The organism is Seonamhaeicola sp. ML3, from assembly GCF_023273855.1.
Taxonomy (GTDB): domain Bacteria; phylum Bacteroidota; class Bacteroidia; order Flavobacteriales; family Flavobacteriaceae; genus Seonamhaeicola.
On sequence record NZ_CP096884.1, the window covers coordinates 181,851 to 202,230 of the forward strand.

Below are 20,380 nucleotides of genomic sequence, written 5' to 3' on the forward strand. Positions count from 1 at the left end.
GTGGGAATAACAAAAAAGGTGTATTAAAAATCAAACTTAAAAGTAGCTCCAGCTAAAAACTGGATACTTTGTACCGGGAAATTTTGCCAGCGTTGGTAAGTGTTATTCGCTATGTTATTCGCTTTGGCAAACACCGAAATCTTTTCATTAACATGATATCCTAAATGCGCATTGGCATCAAAATAACTATCCAATACCACCGTAAACGGAGACGCTACTGTAATACCATCATTTAAAAAGAATTGATCCTTTCTTTCCCCCACATAAAATAAATTGGCTCCCGTAAACCAGTGTTCATCAATTTGGTAATCCATAAATAACGCCCCTATAAAATCTGGCAAGTTCCAAGCTTCGGCTTCATTATCGGTAGAATAACTAAAGTATTCGGCTTTAACGCCTAGCTTAAAGTTTCGGTTTACATCGACGTTAATTTCTCCAGCTACTCCAAATGTATCGACATTATCGTAGGCTATCCCAAATGAATTCCCATAAGAATAGGCCTGATCGGTCATTAAAGTAATGTCATTATTCTTAAACAGGGCTTTATTTCTATCGGCTTTATAGAGTCCGTTAATATTATAGCTCATATTACTGGATAGCTTCCCTTTTAAACCAATATAAGCGTTGTATTGTTGGTCTGTTGGCATCACCAATAACGTTGGTGACACAAAAGGATTTTCCGATGCAAAATCGAAATACGAGTTTTGGATGAGTCCGCCTTCAATACCACCGTAGGCAATCAGGACATCATTAACCAATCTGTAGGTTGCCGTTACATTCGGATAGATATAAAACTTGCTTTCCTTAGATTCTGAATCTCTTAAATAAGCTGCAGTAACACCCACGTTTACGGTTAAATCGTCTTGTTTCATTTCATAGGTGGGAGCAGCGCTTACTATAAAATTTCCATAATTCAGTTCTTCATTGAGTTCATAACTTCTATCGAACGTGCCTTTCAAATAATCGAATTTAAAAGAGGTTGAAATCTCTTCTCTATCTATCGGAATGTCAATTTTTGTACTAACCAAAAACCTATTTTCTCCAGAACCTTGGTTGTCCCCAAAACGTCTAAAAAAGAAATTCCCGGAGTTAATATAAGTATCTTCAAAAGTTATATCACCTCCAAAATAGGCATCGTAAAAGGCGTGTTCCTCATCAATAGCATCATTCATGGCTGTATCAACAAAAGAGGGCGCAACACCATACCAATTATACATTTGGTGCTTAAAACCGGCTTCAACGTTCCATGATAAATCCCGTAACCTGGTTGAATAATTGACATTCACCTTCGAGATTGAAAAATCATCATCAAAAGACACCCCATCGATACCACCTTGCGACGAATTATGACTTACGTAACCACCAATACTTTCGTTTCTGCTAATGGCATGATTTAAATAAACTTCGCCTAAAATAGTGGTATAAGTCCCAACGCCAATGGTAGCATAATTGTCAAACAGTTTTGTTGGTTTTCGTTTCTCAACCACGGCCGCTTTACCTTTGGCAGGAGTGAATGTTGAAGCTACTGGAAACGAAAATATATTATACTTCACGTCCTTTTTATGCGCTGTAGTTTCATCTTCTAAACTCGGAATTTCTTTCACTTTAAAGGCATCTGAAATGGATGGCGTATAAGGTTTCACTACATCGATAACACCTGTGTTAATGGTGTCTTTGTCCCTTTTCTGAGCAGAAATAAAGGTGACACTTAAAATAGTAATGATGCTTAATATATGTTTTATCTGCTTGCGCATATTTTTTAATTTTCTATTGACGATTGATAATTGACTATTTTTCTCGCAAAGGCGCTATGACGCAAAGTTTCAAAGTTTATACTGCTTACTGTTGACCAAAAACTGCTTACTGCATGTGATTGCTTGTAACTGCTTACTGAAAACTGCGACTGCATACTAATTATTCAGGTTGAATGGATGAATTGGTTTTCGCTTCTTCTGCTTTTATTTTGCTTAATGCTTCTTTGGCTTCATCTACCACATCTTCAAACTCAGCAAAATTTTCAATGACACTTTCCAAAATATAAGTAGCTTGAAAGGCGTCATTTAAAGCATAAAAGTTCTTGGCCATAATTAACAAACCTTTGGCACTGTAGTACTTATATCCTGAATAGTCTTTGGCCAGCTTCTGAACCGATTTATTAGAGTCTTCGTGCTTACCCTCTTTGTTTTTGAAATAAGCGTTGTAATAAAGCGCTTCGGCTGCAGTTTCTCCAGAAGCTACTTTTTCTACTTGTGCATAAGCCGATTTTGCTTTGTCTTCATCACCCGTTTTAATTGCCGAACGCGCTATAATTATATAGGCATCGCTCTTAATTTTATTATCAATTTTTGAACTATTCAAAACTTTTTCGGCATATGAAACAGCTTCAGCATAATTTTCTAACTGATAGTTTGCTTTCATCAAATTAGATTGTGCAAAAACTACATTTTGTGGAAAATTTGCCTCCTCCTCTAAACGTTGTAACAACGGAATGGCTTGTTTCCAAACTTTTTCTTCCAAATAATATTGCGATAAACGAGACAGTGCTTCTTCGGAATATTCATTTTGAGATGTTTCAACAATGTACTTATAGTGCGGAGCGGCATTAGCAACCAAACCTTTCTTGTAGTATAATTGTCCTAAATAAAAATGCGATTGAAGAATATGTAATCCGTTAGGAAACTCATTCACATAGTTGTTAAACTGCTTAATGGCTCTATCTGTATTGCCATCTAAATATTGCTTTTCTGCAGCCGTATAAGAGGCATTATCTAACTCAGAATCTGTAACTTCAACATAATCCAAGGTCCTCACCCAATTGGCATAATCATCAACACGACCTAAATCGATATAAATCAATTTAGCAGTAGAGACGGCCTGAACTGCTTCTGGAGTACCCGGATAATTTCCCGCAACTTTTTTGAATTTGGTTAGGGCTCTTTCGTTTTCATTACCGTTGTAATACACCAAACCTTGCCTTAATAAAGCCTTAGGTACAAAGCTGCTCATTTTATATTCTGAACTTAAACGGTCGTAAACCTTCATGGCTTTATTCGTTTCATTGGCCTTTACATAAGCATTACCCAATTCGTACATGGCATCATCACGAAGTTTAGATTTTGGATAATCTGAAATAAACTCTTCCAGCTCCTTAATCTTTTTTGATGATTGTCCCAAATAACCAACACTAATAGCCTTTTGGAATGCGGGATAATCTGAATCTATTTCACCCACTTTTATAGCATTGCTATAGGCTTTTATGGCTAAACTGTAGTTACTGCTTACAAAGTGTGCGTCGCCCAAACGCAAGTAAGCATCATTCAATCTGACTTTGTCATCCTTTTTGTTAGAAATAAACTGATTAAAATGTTCAGTCGCTTTGGCATAGTTCTTCAACTTAAAATAAGTATATGCCAAATTATAGTCTAGATTCTCCATTTCTGGAGTGTTAGCCCCTGCTAATTGAAATTCCTTAAACCCAACCAATGCATCATCGTAATTGGTTAAGTTATAATCGGCTTCAGCTTTCCAAAATGTGGCTCTCGAAGTAAATTTATCATCTCGTGGTTCTTTTAGAGATTCATCGAACATCGATTCTGCTTCCAAATATTGGTTGTCATTGTACAACTCTATACCTCTGTAAAAAGCCACTTTTTGATAAGCCACTTTGTTTTCAAAACTCTTTTTACCTTCTAATAATTTCAGAGCTTCCTTATAATTTTTAGAAGTTATGTAAGAGTCTATCAATAGTGTTTCGATTTCTTCTTTATATTGAGTATCCGGATATTTTTCTAAATAACCTGCCAATACTTGTGGCGCCGATTGGTAAGGATTTCCTATTTCATAACTAATCTTGGCGTAATTTAACCAAGCATCCTCCTGTATTTTTAAATCGTAATCCATTTGAGAAGCATATCTAAAGGCATTCAAGGCTTCTTGTTTTTTGCCTAAATTGATATAGCTTTCTCCTAAATGATAGTAAGCATTTTGGGCAATACCATTATTGCCTCCTATTATTTTATTGAATTCTGAAATCGCTTTTTCATAATCCTTTTGTTTGTAATGCGCATAGCCCAATTGGTAGAAATCGGTATTATTCCACTTTGCTGTTCTATCACGTTTACCTTTTTTGCCTTTATAGGCTGTTAGATATGGAATTGCAGCCGCGTATTCTTCTAGATTGAAATAACTCTCGCCAATAATTTTAGACAGTTCCGAAATTTCTTCTTCATTACTTTCCGGCAATCGCTCTTTGGCTAACGCTATGGCTTTCTCAAAATTCCCAAGTTTGAAATTTAAATCGGCTTGATAATAAGATAGTTTCTCTTTGTAGCGTTCCTGGTTACTTACTTGGTCAAAGTATTCGTTTGCCTTATCGTAATCGTCACCTTCATAGGCCATAAAACCAATGTAATATTTAGCTTGAGAACCATATTCCTGTGAACTTTCAACTCTCGATAAATATTTCTTGGCATCTCTGTACTGCTTGGTAGAAAAAGCCGAATAACCATTATTGAAATTGAATTTTTCTTTCTCCTTTCTAGCCAAGGCATTTTCATCTACTTTATTATACCACTTTCGAGCATGAGCATATTTTGAGTTCTCGAAATAATAATCGGCTACGTCAACAAAAGCCGTATTTCGCTTGGTGCTAGTGGGGTATTCTTTAACAAAATCTTCTACTAACTGGTCAGCATTTTGCTGATTCAGCCTAACTGCACAATTGGCTATATAATAGGCACAGTCAGATTGTAAAATGGGGACCTCTGCAGTTTTTTGAACATTCCCAAACAACGATTGAGCTGCTAAATATTGCTGGTTATTATAAAGCGACAAAGCCTTTTGATAATCAACCATATTATTGGTGTAAGCTGCTGATTGCTGTGCTAAAAGAGGAAGACCAAAACAGATAGCTACTAGAAGTGAAACGATACTTTTTTTAGTCATTGACTATTCGTTTTTTAATTTGGAATCAAAGATAAATTAATACAAACCCTATAACGAAATAATCGTGCCATAATTATAAACCGAGTTATTAAATGTGAAAAAGACCTAAGATAAAAGTGTCTTTTTAAGTAGTTGAAACCTCCAAAACATATTTTTGAGATTTGGAGTTTGGGTTTTGATTTTTTTAACAATACATTTACCAAACTATAAACCACTTTTTAATTATATGTCAAATCCTATTTTACAATTGAAAGACGCTTCTATTTATCAAGGAGATAGCTTAGTGCTTTCTAATGTCAATGTTGAAATAAACAAAGGCGAATTTGTGTATTTAATAGGAAAAACGGGAACAGGAAAAAGTAGTTTTATGAAAACACTTTATGGTGACTTGCCCCTAAAAGAAGGCGAAGGCCATATCGTTGATTATAACTTGAAACAATTAAAGGAAAAAGACATTCCTTTTTTAAGGCGAAAACTTGGGGTCGTTTTTCAAGACTTCAAATTACTAACAGATAGAACGGTTAACGACAACCTGCTTTTTGTACTAAAAGCTACGGGCTGGAAAGACAGGGATAAAATGAATACGCGTGTCGCAGAAGTTCTTGAAAAAGTGGATATGAAAACTAAAGGTTTTAAATTCCCTCATGAGCTCTCAGGTGGTGAGCAACAACGTATAGCTATAGCAAGAGCTTTGTTAAATAACCCTGAGCTCATTCTTGCCGATGAACCTACAGGAAATTTAGACCCTCAAACAAGTGTAGAAGTCATGAAAGTTCTTCAAGATTTAAATAAAAATGGCAACACTATTTTAATGGCAACTCACGATTATGCACTTTTATTAAAATATCCGAGCAAAACCTTAAAGTGCGATGACAATCAGGTTTATGAAGTTGTGCAGAAGAAAGGTTAGTTCATTATGTATGCTACCTTAAAAAAATATCTCAAATTTATAATTCCTCATAAATTCCTTTTTAAAAACGAAATCTTCTTTCGATATTTTTATAGTATCTTTTTTTGGGGAAATAAACACCAGTGCAATGTCTGCAACAAAAAACTACGTAAGTTCATTACATTAAAAAATTCTGATTTGTTATGTCTATCTTGTGGAAGTCTTTCAAGAAATAGGCGGTTATGGAACCTACTAAATACTGAAAATTCAATTAATGGTAACATTCTTCATTTTTCACCTTCTAGAAGTCTATTTAGAAAACTAAAAAAAGACAAAAACATTCACTATTATGCTACAGATTTTGAAAATGAATTTTTAGCTGATTACAAGTTCGACATTACCAATATCGACCAACCAGACGAGAAATTCGATACCATAATTTGCTTTCATATTTTAGAACATATTGTTGAAGACAAAAAAGCCATAAAAGAACTATATCGGGTTTTAAAACCAAATGGAGCAATATACATCCAAACTCCATTTAAAGAGGGTGATATCTATGAGGATTACAGTATAACATCCCCAAGAGAACGAGAAATTAATTTTGGGCAATGGGATCATGTTAGAATCTATTCAGCCGATGGATTAAAAAAACGTTTGGAACAACAGGGTTTTAATGTAATCATAAAAGAACATAAATCGGATGAGATGGATTGGCATCATGGATTTAAGTCTCCTGAAACTATATTAATAGCTACAAAAAAATGAGAATTATTACCTTAGATGATTTTATTGACACTTATGCCAAATTAAAACAAAGGGGCCTAGGTTTTATCTCTTCAAAATTCAAAATCAGTAAAATTAAAAGAGCTAAGACAGCATTTAATCATAAAGACATAAATTCTTCCAATTGGTGGATTATTCCTGAAATAAGAAAAAGATGGAATAAAATGGTTACCGGAAAAGAGAATATTGATTTTGTGAATTTTGTAATGGCAAATCACCTTAAAGATCAAAGTAATTTAAGAATGCTTTCTCTTGGGAGCGGAAATTGTGCTACAGAATTACAATTTGCCTCATTTAATAATTTCCAAGAGATTATTTGCTGTGATATCTCAGATATCCTTTTAAAAAATGCCGAAAAAGAAGCTCATGCCAATCAATTCAACAACATAAAATTTATAATTCAAGATGCCAACACTTATGTATTCGACGACAATTACTTCGATATCGTATATTTTAGAGCCTCATTACACCACTTTAAACAGGTAGACCAACTAATTGGTAAACGTGTAAAAAACGGATTAAAGGATAACGGACTTCTGATTATTGACGAATACGTTGGACCAAATAGAATTCAATTTCCTAAACATCAAATTAAGGCTATAAATAAAGCTCTAAATATCATACCAAAAAGATACAGAAGACGCTTTATGCTCAATGCTCATAAAAATAGGGTTTTCGGTTCTGGTATTATAAGAATGAAAATAGCCGATCCATCTGAATGTATTGAGTCTGAAAGAATCATTCCTGTTATACATAAGAATTTTGAAAAAGTATTCGAGGCCCCTTATGGAGGCAATATTCTAATGACTACACTAAAAGACATTTCACATCATTTCATTGAACTAGATACTGAAAAAGAAAAGGTATTGAAATCTCTCTTTGAATTAGAGGATGATTATCTGGTTACGAACGATAGTGATTTCATTTTTGGTATCTATCAAAAATAAAAGATTATTCTTTTAATTAAAACACATATAGTAGCCTAATAAATTTCACTAGATTGTTAATCAATAATATTCAAATTAAGTACTTTACAGCTAATCAAAAAAAGACAACTAATTTGAAATGGGAACACAAGATAATCTTCCAACTAAAAAAGAGTAGTTTTATATTTTAAGTTTATTTAGTAATGATATCCATTTTAATACCAACATATAACTACAGTGTTTTCTCTCTTGCAAATGAACTATGCAAACAGGCCATTGCATGCAAAGTGAACTTTGAATTAATTTGTGTTGATGATGGTTCGCAATCTGAAATAAATAGTGAAAATAAACAGATTAATAATCTAGATCATTGTAGATTTATTGAAAGTGATAAAAATATTGGCCTAAGTAACAATAGAAATTATTTAGCTGAGCTATCCGCTTATGAAAATTTACTTTTTATAGATGGTGACTCAATAATACCAAGCCCTGACTTTATAAACAGGTATATACAGACCCTTAAAGAGTGGGATGCTGATGTTATTTATGGAGGAAGAAAACACCCAAAATCAACAGACGCCAATAGACGGTTACGATGGAAATATGGTGTGTACAGAGAAGATACAGACGCTAAAAAAAGAAAAAAAAATCCCTATAAATGCACCTTATTCAATAATACTTTAATTAGGAGAGAAACCTTCAATAAAATTGGTTTCGAAAAAAGTATTACCAAATATGGCCACGAGGATACTCTTTTTGCTTATCATTTGTTGAACATAGAAGCTAAAATCAAGCATATTGACAACCCTGTTGAACACGGTGATGTAGATTTGAATAGCGTGTTTTTCGACAAGACACACAAATCGATACAAAACCTGAAATACATATACGACAAACAACTTATATCGAATGAATTTGTGACATTCCTGCGTATTTATGAAAAGATAAAGCGCTTAAAGATAAATTACCCTATTGCTTTTTGCTATGTGCTGTTAAAACCATTTTTTAGGTTTCAATTAACCTCTAAGCACCCCTCTATTTGGTTCTTTGATATATTTAGACTTAGTTATTTTTGTTACCTAAACACAAAAAAATAATGCCTTTCTTCTCAATTATCATCCCTCTATTTAATAAAGAAAAATATATTGGCTCCTCATTAAACAGTGCCTTAAGCCAAACATTTCAGGATTTTGAGGTTATAATAGTAGATGACGGAAGTACTGACAATAGCTTAAAAATTGTTAAGGACATAAAAGATGAGAGAATTGAAATAATTAAACAAAAGAACAAAGGTGCAGCTAGTGCCAGAAACCTTGGTATTGCTAATTCCAGAGGTAAATATATAGCGCTTTTAGATGCCGATGATATTTGGTCTGAGATACATTTAAACGAACTACATAAACAAATTAAGTTACATTCTAGCGCAGCTTTATTTTGCAACAACTACCAGATACGCTATGTAAATGATAATGTACGCAATCCAAATTTCAATATGGAATTAGGACAAAAACCTATCATCATCGATGATTATTTTAAGGCCAGTACGGTAAATAATATAGCATGGACTTCTGCTGTTTGCTTTGAGAAAAAAAAATTTGACACCCTTGGAGGATTTAATGTAAAACTTGAAATTGCTGAGGACCTGGATTTATGGAATAGATTTGCTTTAAATTATCCGGTAAGTTTTAACCCTACGATAACGATGACTTACAATTTCCAAGTGGAGGATAGTTTGTCTAAAAAAGAGAATAACCAAATTAGATATGACTTTATAAACAGTTATACCAATCTTGAGAAATCCAACAACTCCCTAAAAAAATATTTGGACGTAAACCGCTATGCCGTTGCCCTGAGATGTAAAATAAACAGGGATAGGGATTTATACAAAAAACTTAAAGGAGAGATTAATCCAAAAAACTTAAACTTCAAACAAAAATTAATATTGAACTCTCCCCTCTGGCTTATAAAACTAGTAAAGAACTTTCAAAAATTCTTACTCAAATTTGGTGTTTACATTACTGCTTACAAATGATGTAAAATCTTCGTATTCCCTTATATAATCTTCTTCATCAAACTCTCCCGAAGAAAGCACAAGACATACTGCTCCCGAAGAAAAGTTATCCAATTCCCTCCATGTGCCTGTTGAAATTAATAAACCTTTATTAGGCTTATTTAATGTAATGCTTTTTTTGGTGTTCCCATCATCTAAAATCACATCGAAACTACCACTAACAGCCACTAAAAATTCGAGTTGTTCTATATGGGCATGCCCACCGCGATAGGCACTACTAGGAACATCATATAAGTAATAAACACGATTAATTTTAAAAGGTATACATTCTTTTTCTATTACAGATAAACTTCCCCTTCCCTTTTCATCAACAATTTTTGGAATTTCTATAATATAAGATTTCATTGTGTTTTTCATTTCCATATTAGCTATTTCTAATTTCCAAACCTTGTTTTACCAAACTTCTATATTTATTAATACCAGAGAGTCCAACAAAATACTTCCGTGGTATTTCACTAGCTCTTAAATCTCTATTTTTCAATAATAAGAATAAATGCCAAATTAACTTAATGTAAGTTAAAATGCCATTGTACTTATAAAAAACAGCACTTCTAGCAAAAATAATTTTATCTTCAGACACAGATTTTCCTGAACTATAAAATGGATGACTTAAAATTACATGAGGATGAAAATACAACTTCAAATTTGATTTAATTGCACTTCTTAAAAAAACATACTCATCAGCAGTTTCAAAAATAGAACCTAATCCAAAATGCTCATTAAAATAAACGCCACTACCAATAACCGGCTCTCTTTTTACTGCAATAACAACAGAGTTTGCTGTCCTTAACGTTCTTCTGTTATGTAATACAATGTTTGGATAATTATCGTACGGCCTCCCTTGATTATCTTCCATTTTAAAAGTAACAATGTCAGCCGAATTATACTTAGCAAAAGCCTCTTGGATGGTCTTTATAAAATCTCCCTTATATACAATATCATCATCTGCAAACAGGCAAATGTCTTTTTCAGCATTATTTAAGGCTACATTCCTACTTCTTGCGAGTCCTTTATCATAAGAATTAATAACACGAATATTATCAAAACTTGACGTTAAAAGTCTATTCTTGTCTGTTTGATTTACTATTAAAATGTCAAGATTAGAATAATCTGTTTGAGAAAACATTTTATCAAGAAACGATAACGATGTTCTGTTCATAGTAGAAATAAGTATTTCAATACTTTTAATATTCCTTCTATCATTACCCATTTAAAACTATATTTGAAACAAATGTATTAAATAAAATGAAAGTTTTATTAGTTGGTGAGTATAGCAGGCTTCATAACTCCTTAAAGGAAGGACTCATTGAAAAAGGGCATGATGTTGTTATAGTTTCCTCTGGAGATGGCTTTAAAGGGTATCCCGCAGATTTGGAAATTTCTACCTTAATAGAGAAATTTTCAATTTTACATTTTATAGTAAAGGGTATTTACAAACTTCTTAAGATAGATTTATTAAAAATTGAAATAGCGCTTCGTCTTTATTTTATTACCCCAAAGTTAAAGGATTTTGATATTGTGCAATTAGTAAACGAAAATAGTACAAGAGCTTCTACTAAAACGGAAAAATGGTTTATTGGTAAACTAAAAAAACAGAATGAAAAATTGTTCTTACTATCTTGTGGAACAGATTATACCAGTGTTTCTTATGCAAGAAATGAAGGTTTTAAATATTCTATCTTAACACCTTTTGAAAATAATTCGAAATTCAGAAAACAATTAAACCAAATCCTAAAATACACAACAAAACCTTATTACAGATTACACTCTTATATTTTTAATAATATAGAAGGCGTTATTGCTTCAGATATCGATTACCATATTCCGCTAAAAGGACATCCCAAATATTTAGGCCTAATTCCAAATCCGATCAATACCGATTCACTTAAGTGGTCTGGACCTAATATAAACGATAGAATCATTATTTTTCATGGTATTAACAGCTTAAATTATACTAAGAAGGGAAACGTTTATTTTGAAGAGGCTTTGAAAATTATAGATAAAAAGTACCATGAAAAAGTAAAAATCACATCATCTAGAGATATACCATATCAAGATTACATTAAACTATACGAAGAATGCCACATACTCTTAGACCAAGTATATGCTTATGATCAAGGATACAATGCTCTGGAGGCTATGGCAAAGGGCAAAGTTGTATTTACTGGCGCTGAACAAGAATGGCTTGATTATTATGGATTAAAAGAAGATACAGTTGCCATTAACGCCCTTCCTGATACCGAGCATATCGTAAAAAAACTTGAATGGCTAATTCTAAACCCCAAAAAGATTGTTGAAATTTCTAAAGAAGCCAGAGCATTTATCGAAAAAGAGCACCATTATAAAGATATAGCCTCTAAATATCTTGAAACATGGGCACAAACCAAAGCCTAAATTTATAAATCCCTAATTATTTTGGCTGGGACACCAGCAATAACTACATTTTTGGGAAAAGATTTCGTTACTATAGCTCCATTAGCAACAACTGAATTCTCTCCAATATTAACACCTTTTAAAATCGTTACATTGTTTCCTATAAAAACATTTTCCCCAATAACGACCTCTTCTGGTTTTGGATCTGTTTCTAATCTTTTTTCTGCATCAAGATTATGAAAAACACTATCCATAATCTGACAGTTTACCCCAATTAGTACGTTATCATTAATAACAATTTTCTTTTCAGAAATAACAGAAAAACCATTATTGATATGGATATTATTGCCAAAGGACAACACCGAGTGTTTGGTTCTAGCCTCTAAATAAGCATAGCTATTTAAAAAAAAAGGAGAATCAACGACTCCAAAGTTAACATTAGAGCCAAAAACAACATCACCTAGTCCCTTAATAACAACAGGCTGATTTGAAACAAAAGACCCGGTAATTTTTTTGTTGTTTGAAAAAAAAGAGTAAACCATCTTCCTTTTAAATAAAAACAACTTTGAAACAATATTTTTTAACACCTGTCCTTGAATTAATTTTTACTCCTTCTAAAATAACTTTTAATCAAATAACTAACAATTACTAAAATAATAAGATTTCTAATAAAATGTGCTATAACTACACCTTCTGTACCATAAACACCCACAAATTTTATAGATAAAAAATAGAATAGCGACAAAGAAATCAATTCTGTAAACACAAAGCTTTTAACCATTTTTTTTGCTAAAAACTGATGCGCCATAACCAGTGAGGCCAACCTAATAAAATCACCTAACAATTGCCATTTAAACAATTGAGGCAATCCATGAAAATTGGGATAAACCACAGCTACAATTTGTGCTCTAAATAAATATACCAAAAGCATTCCCACTCCAAAAAGTGGCAAAATTGTTTTGTATATCGATACTACCTCTTTGAAAAAAAATTTTTCTTCACCTATCCTAGCAAATTTAGGAATCACATATAAAGTGAACAGACCAGAGGAAAATACCATGTAATTTTTTGAAATGAAATTCATTGCGGTCCAATAACCAGCTTCGTTTATATTGATTTTATTGGTAATTATAGTCCTAATATCTAGCTCAATATAATTCAAGAGTCCAGTAGAGACAAAAGACATTAAAGTGAAAGCCAAAAGTTCTTTAGCCATAGGCACTTTAAACTTTATATGCTTGCGTTCTAAAAATTTTTTTAAAGTACTTCCAAAAACTAGTATTATTATAAAAAATTGAATTATTGGAGTTAGTATAATTGAATAAAAAACACCTTTTAACCCATAAAAATTAAGCAAGACTAGAAGACTTAATGCAGATATAATGTATGAGATTAAGTCAATTTTAGCGAACTTTTTATATTCGGACAAACCATTTATTATAGCTTGAAAGATTCTATTGACGCCAATTACAGGTGGTAACAAAGCCAATATTTTTATCACCAAGGTATATTTCGAAGAAGCGAATAATAAGATTGAAATATTTGATGCTAAGAAGAAAATTATTATGGATGTTAGAATGGAGCCAATAAAAACAAATACAAAAGTTGTAGTAAAAAGCTTTTGTAATTTATCATGCTCTTCTCGCCATTGTGCCACATATTTTACAACGCCATTAAATATACCCATCGAAGAGGTACTGGTAGTAATTTGAACTAGGTTTCTTAACTGCCCTATCTTGGCTATACCTATTTCACCAACACTAACAGCAAGTATTCTTTGAACAACAAGTGATATTACCAGCCTGATACAGATTACCACAGCGTTTAAAGATGTAATCTTTAAAAGTAAATTTTGTTTAAACCTTTCTTTAAAATCCACTTAGTTATTATGAGAACCTATTTATTAAACTAATAATTTTTTCAACATCTTCGGAAGATAATACAGGATTAATAGGTATACTAAGAACTTCTTTGTGAATTACTTCCGTAATTGGGAAACTTAAATTTCCCAACTCCTCAAAAGCGTTTTGTTTGTGAATTGGTATTGGATAATGAATTGTTGTTTCCACAACATTTTTTAGAAGATATTCTTTAAGCATATCTCTTTTTTTACTCCTTATAATAAATTGATGATAAACATGTTGCTTATTAATATCACCCTCTGGCAATACTATACTTTTATTATTGATGCCTTTTAAGTATGTTTTTGCTATTTGTAGTCTCTTATCATTATCTCTGTCTAGCCATTTTAGTTTAACCCGTAAAAAAGCGGCCTGTATTTCATCTAATCGACAATTAAAGCCTTTGTAATCATTTTTGTAAGTTGAAGCTCTTCCATAATTACGAAGTTTAATAGCGATATCTGCTAATTCTTTATTGTTGGTAGTTATAGCTCCTGCTTCGCCTAGAGCTCCTAAATTCTTTGTAGGATAAAAACTAAAAGCAGCCGCATCTGATACATTCCCTGCTTTTAACCCATCTTGATTAACAGCTCCATGGGCTTGGGCTGCATCCTCAATAAGCAATAACCCATTATCTTTAGCAATCTTCTTCAAAGCCTCAACCTCATATAGTCTTCCATATAAGTGCACACCCAAAATGGCTTTTGTCTTTGCGGTTATGGCTTTCTCTATTTCGTTGGGGTTAATATTAAAAGTCTTTGGATCTGGTTCAACTAAAATAGGTTTCAACCCTTTATGACTAACGGCCAAAACTGTAGCTATGTAGGTATTGGCAGGGACTATTATTTCATCTCCATCAGATAGTAAACCCAACAGTTTATAACTTTCTAAAATTAAATGAAGTGCATCTAAACCGGAACTAACCCCAATACAATATTTAGTTCCACAATAATTGGCATATTCTTCTTCAAAGGCGCTCACTTCATTTCCCAACACATAATAGCCCGAATTGAGAAAGTCCTGAAACTTTAATTGTAATTCTGTTTCAAAACGACTATTTAGTTTATGTAAATCTAAAAACTTTATCATACAAGCACGTTACCTAATAACGCATAATTTTCAACTTCAATTTTATAAAAATTTTGAACAATCGTTCTAGCTCCTAAACCTTCCTTCCAATATTGTAGACCTTTGTTTATTTGCATTCCATCACTCAGGTTAGAAGAGCCTAAATCGAAAAACACATTATCCTTAAACCTATCTAACAGATTAACAAATAAATAATCGATACTTCCTAATGTATTGTTTTTTGAATTACCAGAAATATATTGGGCCTTAACTGTGTTATCTGTAATGAACAATGTAGTTCCTGCAACTATATCACCTTCATGAAAAACGTTAAATTGTTTAATGTTTTCAGGAAACATATCTTTTAACATTCTTATTTCATCTAGAGTATGTACAGGCTTTACAGAATGCTTATTTAGTAGATTAGGAATTAAAATAGACTCCCAAAAAAGACGTAAACTGTCGTCTTCCTTTATCTTCAAGTTACTTTTATTCCCTCTCCTGAATCCTTCCATTCTGTTGGCATCAATTTTTAAAGAATGGTTTAGGTTTATTACTGAAAGTGATTCTTGTTTTGTCAATTTAGCTTTCAACAAAAACATTAAATAGGTTATCTCGTCATTGGGCGTCTTAGAATAAATACTCGGCAAGGTTTTTAATTCTAAATGAGGTATTTTTTTTTCAAATAAAAACCTTAATAAACTTTCGAATATTTCGATAATCTTATTCAGTTTTAATTCATTTTTAAAAACAAGACCGCCATAACTTAAACCCTGGTGAGAATATATAGTATCACCTACTATATTAGCTGGTAAAACAGCTAATAATTTTTTGTCCTTAAAAATCATCAAAGAAAAGTCCTGGAAACGATCTTTATGATACTCAATAAAATTTCTGTGAAATAAGAATGTGCCGTTTTTAGCTTTCAAAATAAAATCATTCCATTCCTGGAAATACTCCGAAGAATATCTAATAATTTTATAATCCTGCATGAATAAAAACAAATAGTTAAACTATGCCTTTCTTCCAGAGCTAAAGAGAGACCTTCCAAAAATAGTCAAAATAATAGCGTAATATATTAAATAACTAATAAAATGAGCGAATACAGCACCTTTTACACCATCAAAATATTCGATAAAATATACACTGCTGAAATATAGAAGAACTATGAGTGTGGCCTCTGTTAAGATATAGTGCCAAAACATCTTTTTTGCAATAAACTGATAAGCAATTACCATGGAAAGCACCTTAATAAAATCACCTAATAACTGCCATAAAAACAGTCCTTCTACAGGTTCAAACTCTTCTGTAAACACTACCGAAACTACAATATTCCTAAGAAAATAAATCACCGCAAACCCTAAAATTAAAAAAGGAAGTACCGTTTTATAAAAACCAAAAACTTCTTCTTTAAACGCTTTTGTTGTTTTTATCTCTATAAATCTAGGAAGAATATAAAGTGTCATTAAAGAGGTTACGAACATTAAATAGTACTTAGAAATCCTGGTCATAGCTTCCCAAAAACCAGCATCTTTGTATCCTATGTTTTCAATAATATAAGATCGAATGGCTATCGCAACCAGAGGTAAAATTACTGCTGAAAATAGAGCCATTATAGAATACTTTCCCATTTTCCTTAGAAAGGGAAAACTAAAGCTGCTTGCTTTCAACAAAGGCACCATACTTTTCCTGTTTATTATACCTACCAAAGTGATTAAGAATATTAAAGACTCTGCAATGGCTACAGATATTAATGCTCCTTTTAACTCCTCTTGGTATATAAGTAGCAATGCCACGGAAACACTTAAAATCTGTCCGATGATATTGATAATTATCAATATTTTATACTTAGAAAACCCATTCATTATTGAAAAGGAAAACATGTTTAAAGCATAAAAAGGAAGTACTATTGCGAAAACTTTAATCGCTAGTGTATAATTATTATAACTCGGAAATATAATATCTTTAATGAGTTCTGCATTGAAATAACAGACTACAGAGACCAAAACTGTTGAAAAAAAACCAGCATAGAAAATTGTGGAAAGTGTTTTTCCAAGTTCTAATATATTGTCTTTGGCTTTTGAAATATGATTGACAGCCCCTTTGTAAAACCCCAGAATAGAGATTGATTGAAAAGAGTTTACAAAATTCTGAAAGTTACCAATTAAAGCTAGTCCTTCTGCTCCAATAAAAACCGCAATAGCTTTTGACGTTAATAAACCAGCTATTATTCTTGTTATTACAGAAGCTATTTGTAACGACGCTATTTTAACTAGAACATGCTTGTTTATATAATCAATTAAATTTCTCAATTACTGCTGAATTTCTACGCTAACTATCCCTGATTAAACAATGAAACCAAATATACAAAATCAATATACGTTTAAACTTACATAATAGCTTTTATAGATAAAGTGCACCACAATTTCTTTATTTGGTTCTTTTCAACAAATAATAGAAATTAATAAACAGTATTGCAGTATTGGTCAAAATGATTGGTTTTGACAGTGGGCTGAGCAAAAAACCATAAACAATAAACAGTAAACACCCAATGGCGTTTACCAACCTGAGTGTAACGATAGATTTCATTAGAAAGGATAACAGTACTGTAGCCATAGCTGCATAGCCAACCCATTCAACTAATGAAATACCAAAAAGTTCCATTAAATGGCTTTATTTCTTTTGCGCTCTACTTCTTTGAGAAGAATTTTTCTTAATCTTAGGTGATTAGGTGTTACCTCTACGTATTCATCCTTTTGTATGTACTCTAAAGCTTCTTCAAGAGAAAACTTAATTGCTGGAACAATTTTAGCTTTATCATCTGCTCCTGCAGAACGTACGTTCGATAATTTTTTGGTCTTCGTAACATTAACCGTCATGTCATCACCACGAGAGTTTTCACCAATTACCTGACCTTCATAAATATCTTCTCCTGGATCGATAAAGAACTTACCGCGCTCTTGAAGTTTATCAATGGAATAAGGAATAGCAGTACCATTTTCCATAGATACCAAACTACCGTTCTGACGTTCTGGAATACCACCTTTTACCGGTTGAAACTCCTTGAACCTATGCGCCATTATAGCTTCTCCTGCGGTTGCAGTCAATAACTGATTTCTAAGACCAATAATACCTCTCGATGGCACTATAAACTCACATACCATACGATCTCCTTTGGCTTCCATGCTCAACATTTCACCTTTTCTCATGGTCACCATTTCAATGGCTTTTCCAGAAACTTCTTCTGGTAAGTCAATAGTCATTTCCTCAACCGGCTCGCATTTTACACCATCAATCTCTTTGATTATAACTTGCGGCTGACCAATCTGCAACTCATACCCTTCTCTACGCATGGTTTCTATCAACACAGAGAGGTGCAATACACCACGACCAAACACCATGAATTTATCGGCACTATCGGTATCTTCTACTCGTAACGCTAAGTTCTTTTCTAGCTCTTTAGTTAAACGGTCTTTAATGTGACGCGATGTTACATATTTTCCATCTTTTCCGAAGAAAGGCGAATCATTAATAGTGAATAACATACTCATTGTAGGTTCATCTATCGCTATAGTTTTTAACCCTTCTGGGGCTTCAAAATCAGCTACAGTATCTCCAATCTCGAAACCTTCAAGTCCAACAATAGCACAAATATCTCCAGCTTGAACTTCTTCAACTTTCTTTCTTCCTAAACCTTCAAAAACATGAAGTTCCTTAATTCTGGATTTCACAACACTACCATCTCTTTTTACTAAAGAAATATTCTGATTTACCTTCAGCTCTCCTCTAGTTAAACGTCCAATAGCAATTCTTCCTGTAAAAGAAGAGAAATCTAAGGAAGTTATTAGCATTTGAGTTGTTCCCACTTCAATTTTCGGTTCGGGAATATGCTCAATTACCATATCTAACAAAGGCTCAATATTTTCGGTTTGCTTTTGCCAATCTTCGCTCATCCAATTGTTTTTGGCCGAACCATAAACCGTTGGGAAATCTAATTGCCACTCCTCTGCTCCAAGCTCAAACATTAAGTCGAATACTTTTTCATGAACCTCATCTGGCGTACAATTTTCCTTATCGACTTTATTAACTACCACACATGGTTTTAGACCTAAATCAATGGCTTTTTGTAACACGAAACGAGTTTGCGGCATCGGTCCTTCAAAAGCATCTACTAATAATAAAACACCATCTGCCATATTAAGTACACGCTCAACTTCTCCTCCAAAATCGGCGTGACCAGGCGTATCAATAATATTAATTTTAGTCCCTTTATAAGTAACCGAAACGTTTTTAGAAGTTATCGTAATTCCACGCTCTCTTTCTAAGTCATTATTATCAAGGATTAAATCTCCTGTGTTCTCGTTTTCACGAAATAACTGACAATGATACATGATTTTATCAACCAAGGTTGTTTTTCCGTGGTCAACGTGGGCTATAATAGCAATATTTTTAATTGTGTCCATACCGAGCTCCTTAATTTAAGCGTGCAAAGTTACGTTTATTTATGTACATAAAACATTATCTTTACAGCTTTATTTAGTAAATGATAGCTTTATGAATCTTCAAGAAATCCCAAAACTAAAACATACCAATTCCAACAACTTTTTCCTGCTATGTGGACCATGTGCCATTGAAGGTGAAGATATGGCACTGAGGATTGCTGAAAAAGTGATTTCGATAACCGATAAATTGGAAATTCCTTATGTTTTTAAAGGCAGCTTTAAAAAGGCTAACCGAAGTAGAATTGATAGTTTTACAGGAATTGGAGATGAAAAGGCGTTGAAGATTCTAAAAAAGGTTTCTGATACTTTTGATGTTCCAACAGTTACCGATATTCACGAAGTTTCTGATGCTGAACTTGCAGCACAATATGTTGATGTTTTACAGATTCCTGCTTTTTTGGTACGTCAAACCGATTTGGTAGTAGCTGCAGCAAAAACAGGTAAAGTTGTAAACTTAAAAAAAGGGCAGTTTATGAGTCCCGAAGCCATGAAACATGCTGTACAAAAGGTAAAGGATTCTGGTAGTGATAAAGCATGGATAACAGACCGTGGCACCATGTTTGGTTACCAAGATATGATTGTTGATTTTAGAGGCATCCCAACCATGAGGCAATATGCACCAACCGTTTTAGATGTTACACATTCCTTACAACAACCCAACCAAAGCGCTGGTGTTACCGGTGGCAGACCAGACATGATTGAAACGATTGCCCGTGCTGGTGTTGTAAACAATGTTGATGGCCTATTTATCGAAACTCATTATGACCCTGCCAATGCCAAAAGCGATGGGGCGAATATGTTACATTTGGATAATCTGCAAAACCTTTTGAGTAATTTAGTATCCATAAGAAAAACCATTAACAATCTATAAAGTTACCAATCTGTAGACTTTTAGAATTAATAGCCTCTCTCCCTTATAA

Annotated in this window: 17 protein-coding genes; 7 read left to right on the top strand and 10 right to left on the bottom strand. The window is 33.0% G+C overall.

Translation table 11 applies throughout. From position 1 onward, the window contains the following. Window positions 1-23: 23 nt before the first annotated feature. Window positions 24-1,754 carry a TonB-dependent receptor gene (locus tag M0214_RS00845; RefSeq protein ID WP_248723585.1) on the bottom strand — a complete coding sequence of 577 codons (1,731 nt, stop codon included), beginning with the start codon at window positions 1,752-1,754 and terminating at the stop codon, window positions 24-26. 160 nt (window positions 1,755-1,914) lie between these two features. Continuing rightward, entirely contained in the window at window positions 1,915-4,944 is a 3,030-nt protein-coding gene (locus M0214_RS00850) for a tetratricopeptide repeat protein (protein WP_248723586.1), read from the bottom strand. Between the two features lie 226 nt (window positions 4,945-5,170). Between M0214_RS00850 and M0214_RS00855 the strand changes: the two genes are divergently transcribed. From M0214_RS00855 to M0214_RS00875, 5 genes are all read left to right on the top strand, one after another. Further along, window positions 5,171-5,854, top strand: a complete 684-nt coding sequence (locus M0214_RS00855; RefSeq protein WP_248723587.1) for a cell division ATP-binding protein FtsE — start codon at window positions 5,171-5,173, stop codon at window positions 5,852-5,854. Window positions 5,855-6,031: 177 nt separating this feature from the next. Beyond that, window positions 6,032-6,601: a class I SAM-dependent methyltransferase gene (locus tag M0214_RS00860; RefSeq protein WP_248723588.1), complete on the top strand. Its 570-nt coding sequence runs from the start codon at window positions 6,032-6,034 to the stop codon at window positions 6,599-6,601. Continuing rightward, entirely contained in the window at window positions 6,598-7,566 is a 969-nt protein-coding gene (locus tag M0214_RS00865) for a class I SAM-dependent methyltransferase (protein ID WP_248723589.1), read from the top strand. Before M0214_RS00860 ends, M0214_RS00865 begins: the two co-directional genes overlap by 4 nt. 182 nt (window positions 7,567-7,748) lie before the next feature. Beyond that, a complete protein-coding gene (locus M0214_RS00870) occupies window positions 7,749-8,642 on the top strand; it encodes a glycosyltransferase (RefSeq protein WP_248723590.1) in 894 nt (297 codons plus the stop codon). After that, entirely contained in the window at window positions 8,642-9,577 is a 936-nt protein-coding gene (locus M0214_RS00875) for a glycosyltransferase family 2 protein (protein WP_248723591.1), read from the top strand. The genes M0214_RS00870 and M0214_RS00875 overlap by 1 nt, the downstream gene beginning before the upstream one ends. On the opposite strand, the gene M0214_RS00880 is transcribed toward M0214_RS00875, so the two are convergent. Together M0214_RS00880 and M0214_RS00885 are read right to left on the bottom strand one after the other, a co-directional pair. Further along, window positions 9,539-9,961 (bottom strand): FdtA/QdtA family cupin domain-containing protein, encoded by a 423-nt coding sequence (locus tag M0214_RS00880; RefSeq protein WP_248723592.1) that lies wholly within the window; start codon window positions 9,959-9,961, stop codon window positions 9,539-9,541. The genes M0214_RS00875 and M0214_RS00880 overlap by 39 nt on opposite strands. A 19-nt stretch (window positions 9,962-9,980) precedes the next feature. Further along, window positions 9,981-10,826 carry a glycosyltransferase family 2 protein gene (locus M0214_RS00885; RefSeq protein ID WP_248723593.1) on the bottom strand — a complete coding sequence of 282 codons (846 nt, stop codon included), beginning with the start codon at window positions 10,824-10,826 and terminating at the stop codon, window positions 9,981-9,983. Between the two features lie 35 nt (window positions 10,827-10,861). Here M0214_RS00885 and M0214_RS00890 point away from each other — a divergent pair, with 35 nt between their 5' ends. Further along, window positions 10,862-12,010, top strand: a complete 1,149-nt coding sequence (locus M0214_RS00890) for a glycosyltransferase (RefSeq protein WP_248723594.1) — start codon at window positions 10,862-10,864, stop codon at window positions 12,008-12,010. Window positions 12,011-12,012: 2 nt separating this feature from the next. Here M0214_RS00890 and M0214_RS00895 read toward each other — a convergent pair whose 3' ends face one another. The 6 genes from M0214_RS00895 to typA all read right to left on the bottom strand — a co-directional run bounded on the left by M0214_RS00895 (window position 12,013) and on the right by typA (window position 19,421). Beyond that, window positions 12,013-12,531, bottom strand: coding sequence for an acyltransferase (locus M0214_RS00895; RefSeq protein ID WP_248723595.1), 519 nt, complete (start codon window positions 12,529-12,531; stop codon window positions 12,013-12,015). 56 nt (window positions 12,532-12,587) lie between these two features. Next, window positions 12,588-13,868: an O-antigen translocase gene (locus tag M0214_RS00900; protein ID WP_248723596.1), complete on the bottom strand. Its 1,281-nt coding sequence runs from the start codon at window positions 13,866-13,868 to the stop codon at window positions 12,588-12,590. A gap of 7 nt (window positions 13,869-13,875) precedes the next feature. Continuing rightward, window positions 13,876-14,979, bottom strand: coding sequence for a DegT/DnrJ/EryC1/StrS aminotransferase family protein (locus tag M0214_RS00905; protein ID WP_248723597.1), 1,104 nt, complete (start codon window positions 14,977-14,979; stop codon window positions 13,876-13,878). Beyond that, window positions 14,976-15,950 carry a GNAT family N-acetyltransferase gene (locus M0214_RS00910; RefSeq protein WP_248723598.1) on the bottom strand — a complete coding sequence of 325 codons (975 nt, stop codon included), beginning with the start codon at window positions 15,948-15,950 and terminating at the stop codon, window positions 14,976-14,978. The genes M0214_RS00905 and M0214_RS00910 overlap by 4 nt, the downstream gene beginning before the upstream one ends. Window positions 15,951-15,971: 21 nt before the next feature. Next, window positions 15,972-17,270 carry an O-antigen translocase gene (locus M0214_RS00915; protein WP_248723599.1) on the bottom strand — a complete coding sequence of 433 codons (1,299 nt, stop codon included), beginning with the start codon at window positions 17,268-17,270 and terminating at the stop codon, window positions 15,972-15,974. A gap of 351 nt (window positions 17,271-17,621) precedes the next feature. Then, window positions 17,622-19,421 (bottom strand): translational GTPase TypA, encoded by a 1,800-nt coding sequence (gene typA / locus M0214_RS00925; protein ID WP_248723601.1) that lies wholly within the window; start codon window positions 19,419-19,421, stop codon window positions 17,622-17,624. Window positions 19,422-19,512: 91 nt separating this feature from the next. Here typA and kdsA point away from each other — a divergent pair, with 91 nt between their 5' ends. Beyond that, window positions 19,513-20,331 (top strand): 3-deoxy-8-phosphooctulonate synthase, encoded by an 819-nt coding sequence (gene kdsA / locus M0214_RS00930; RefSeq protein WP_248723602.1) that lies wholly within the window; start codon window positions 19,513-19,515, stop codon window positions 20,329-20,331. The last annotated feature ends 49 nt before the right edge of the window (window positions 20,332-20,380 follow it).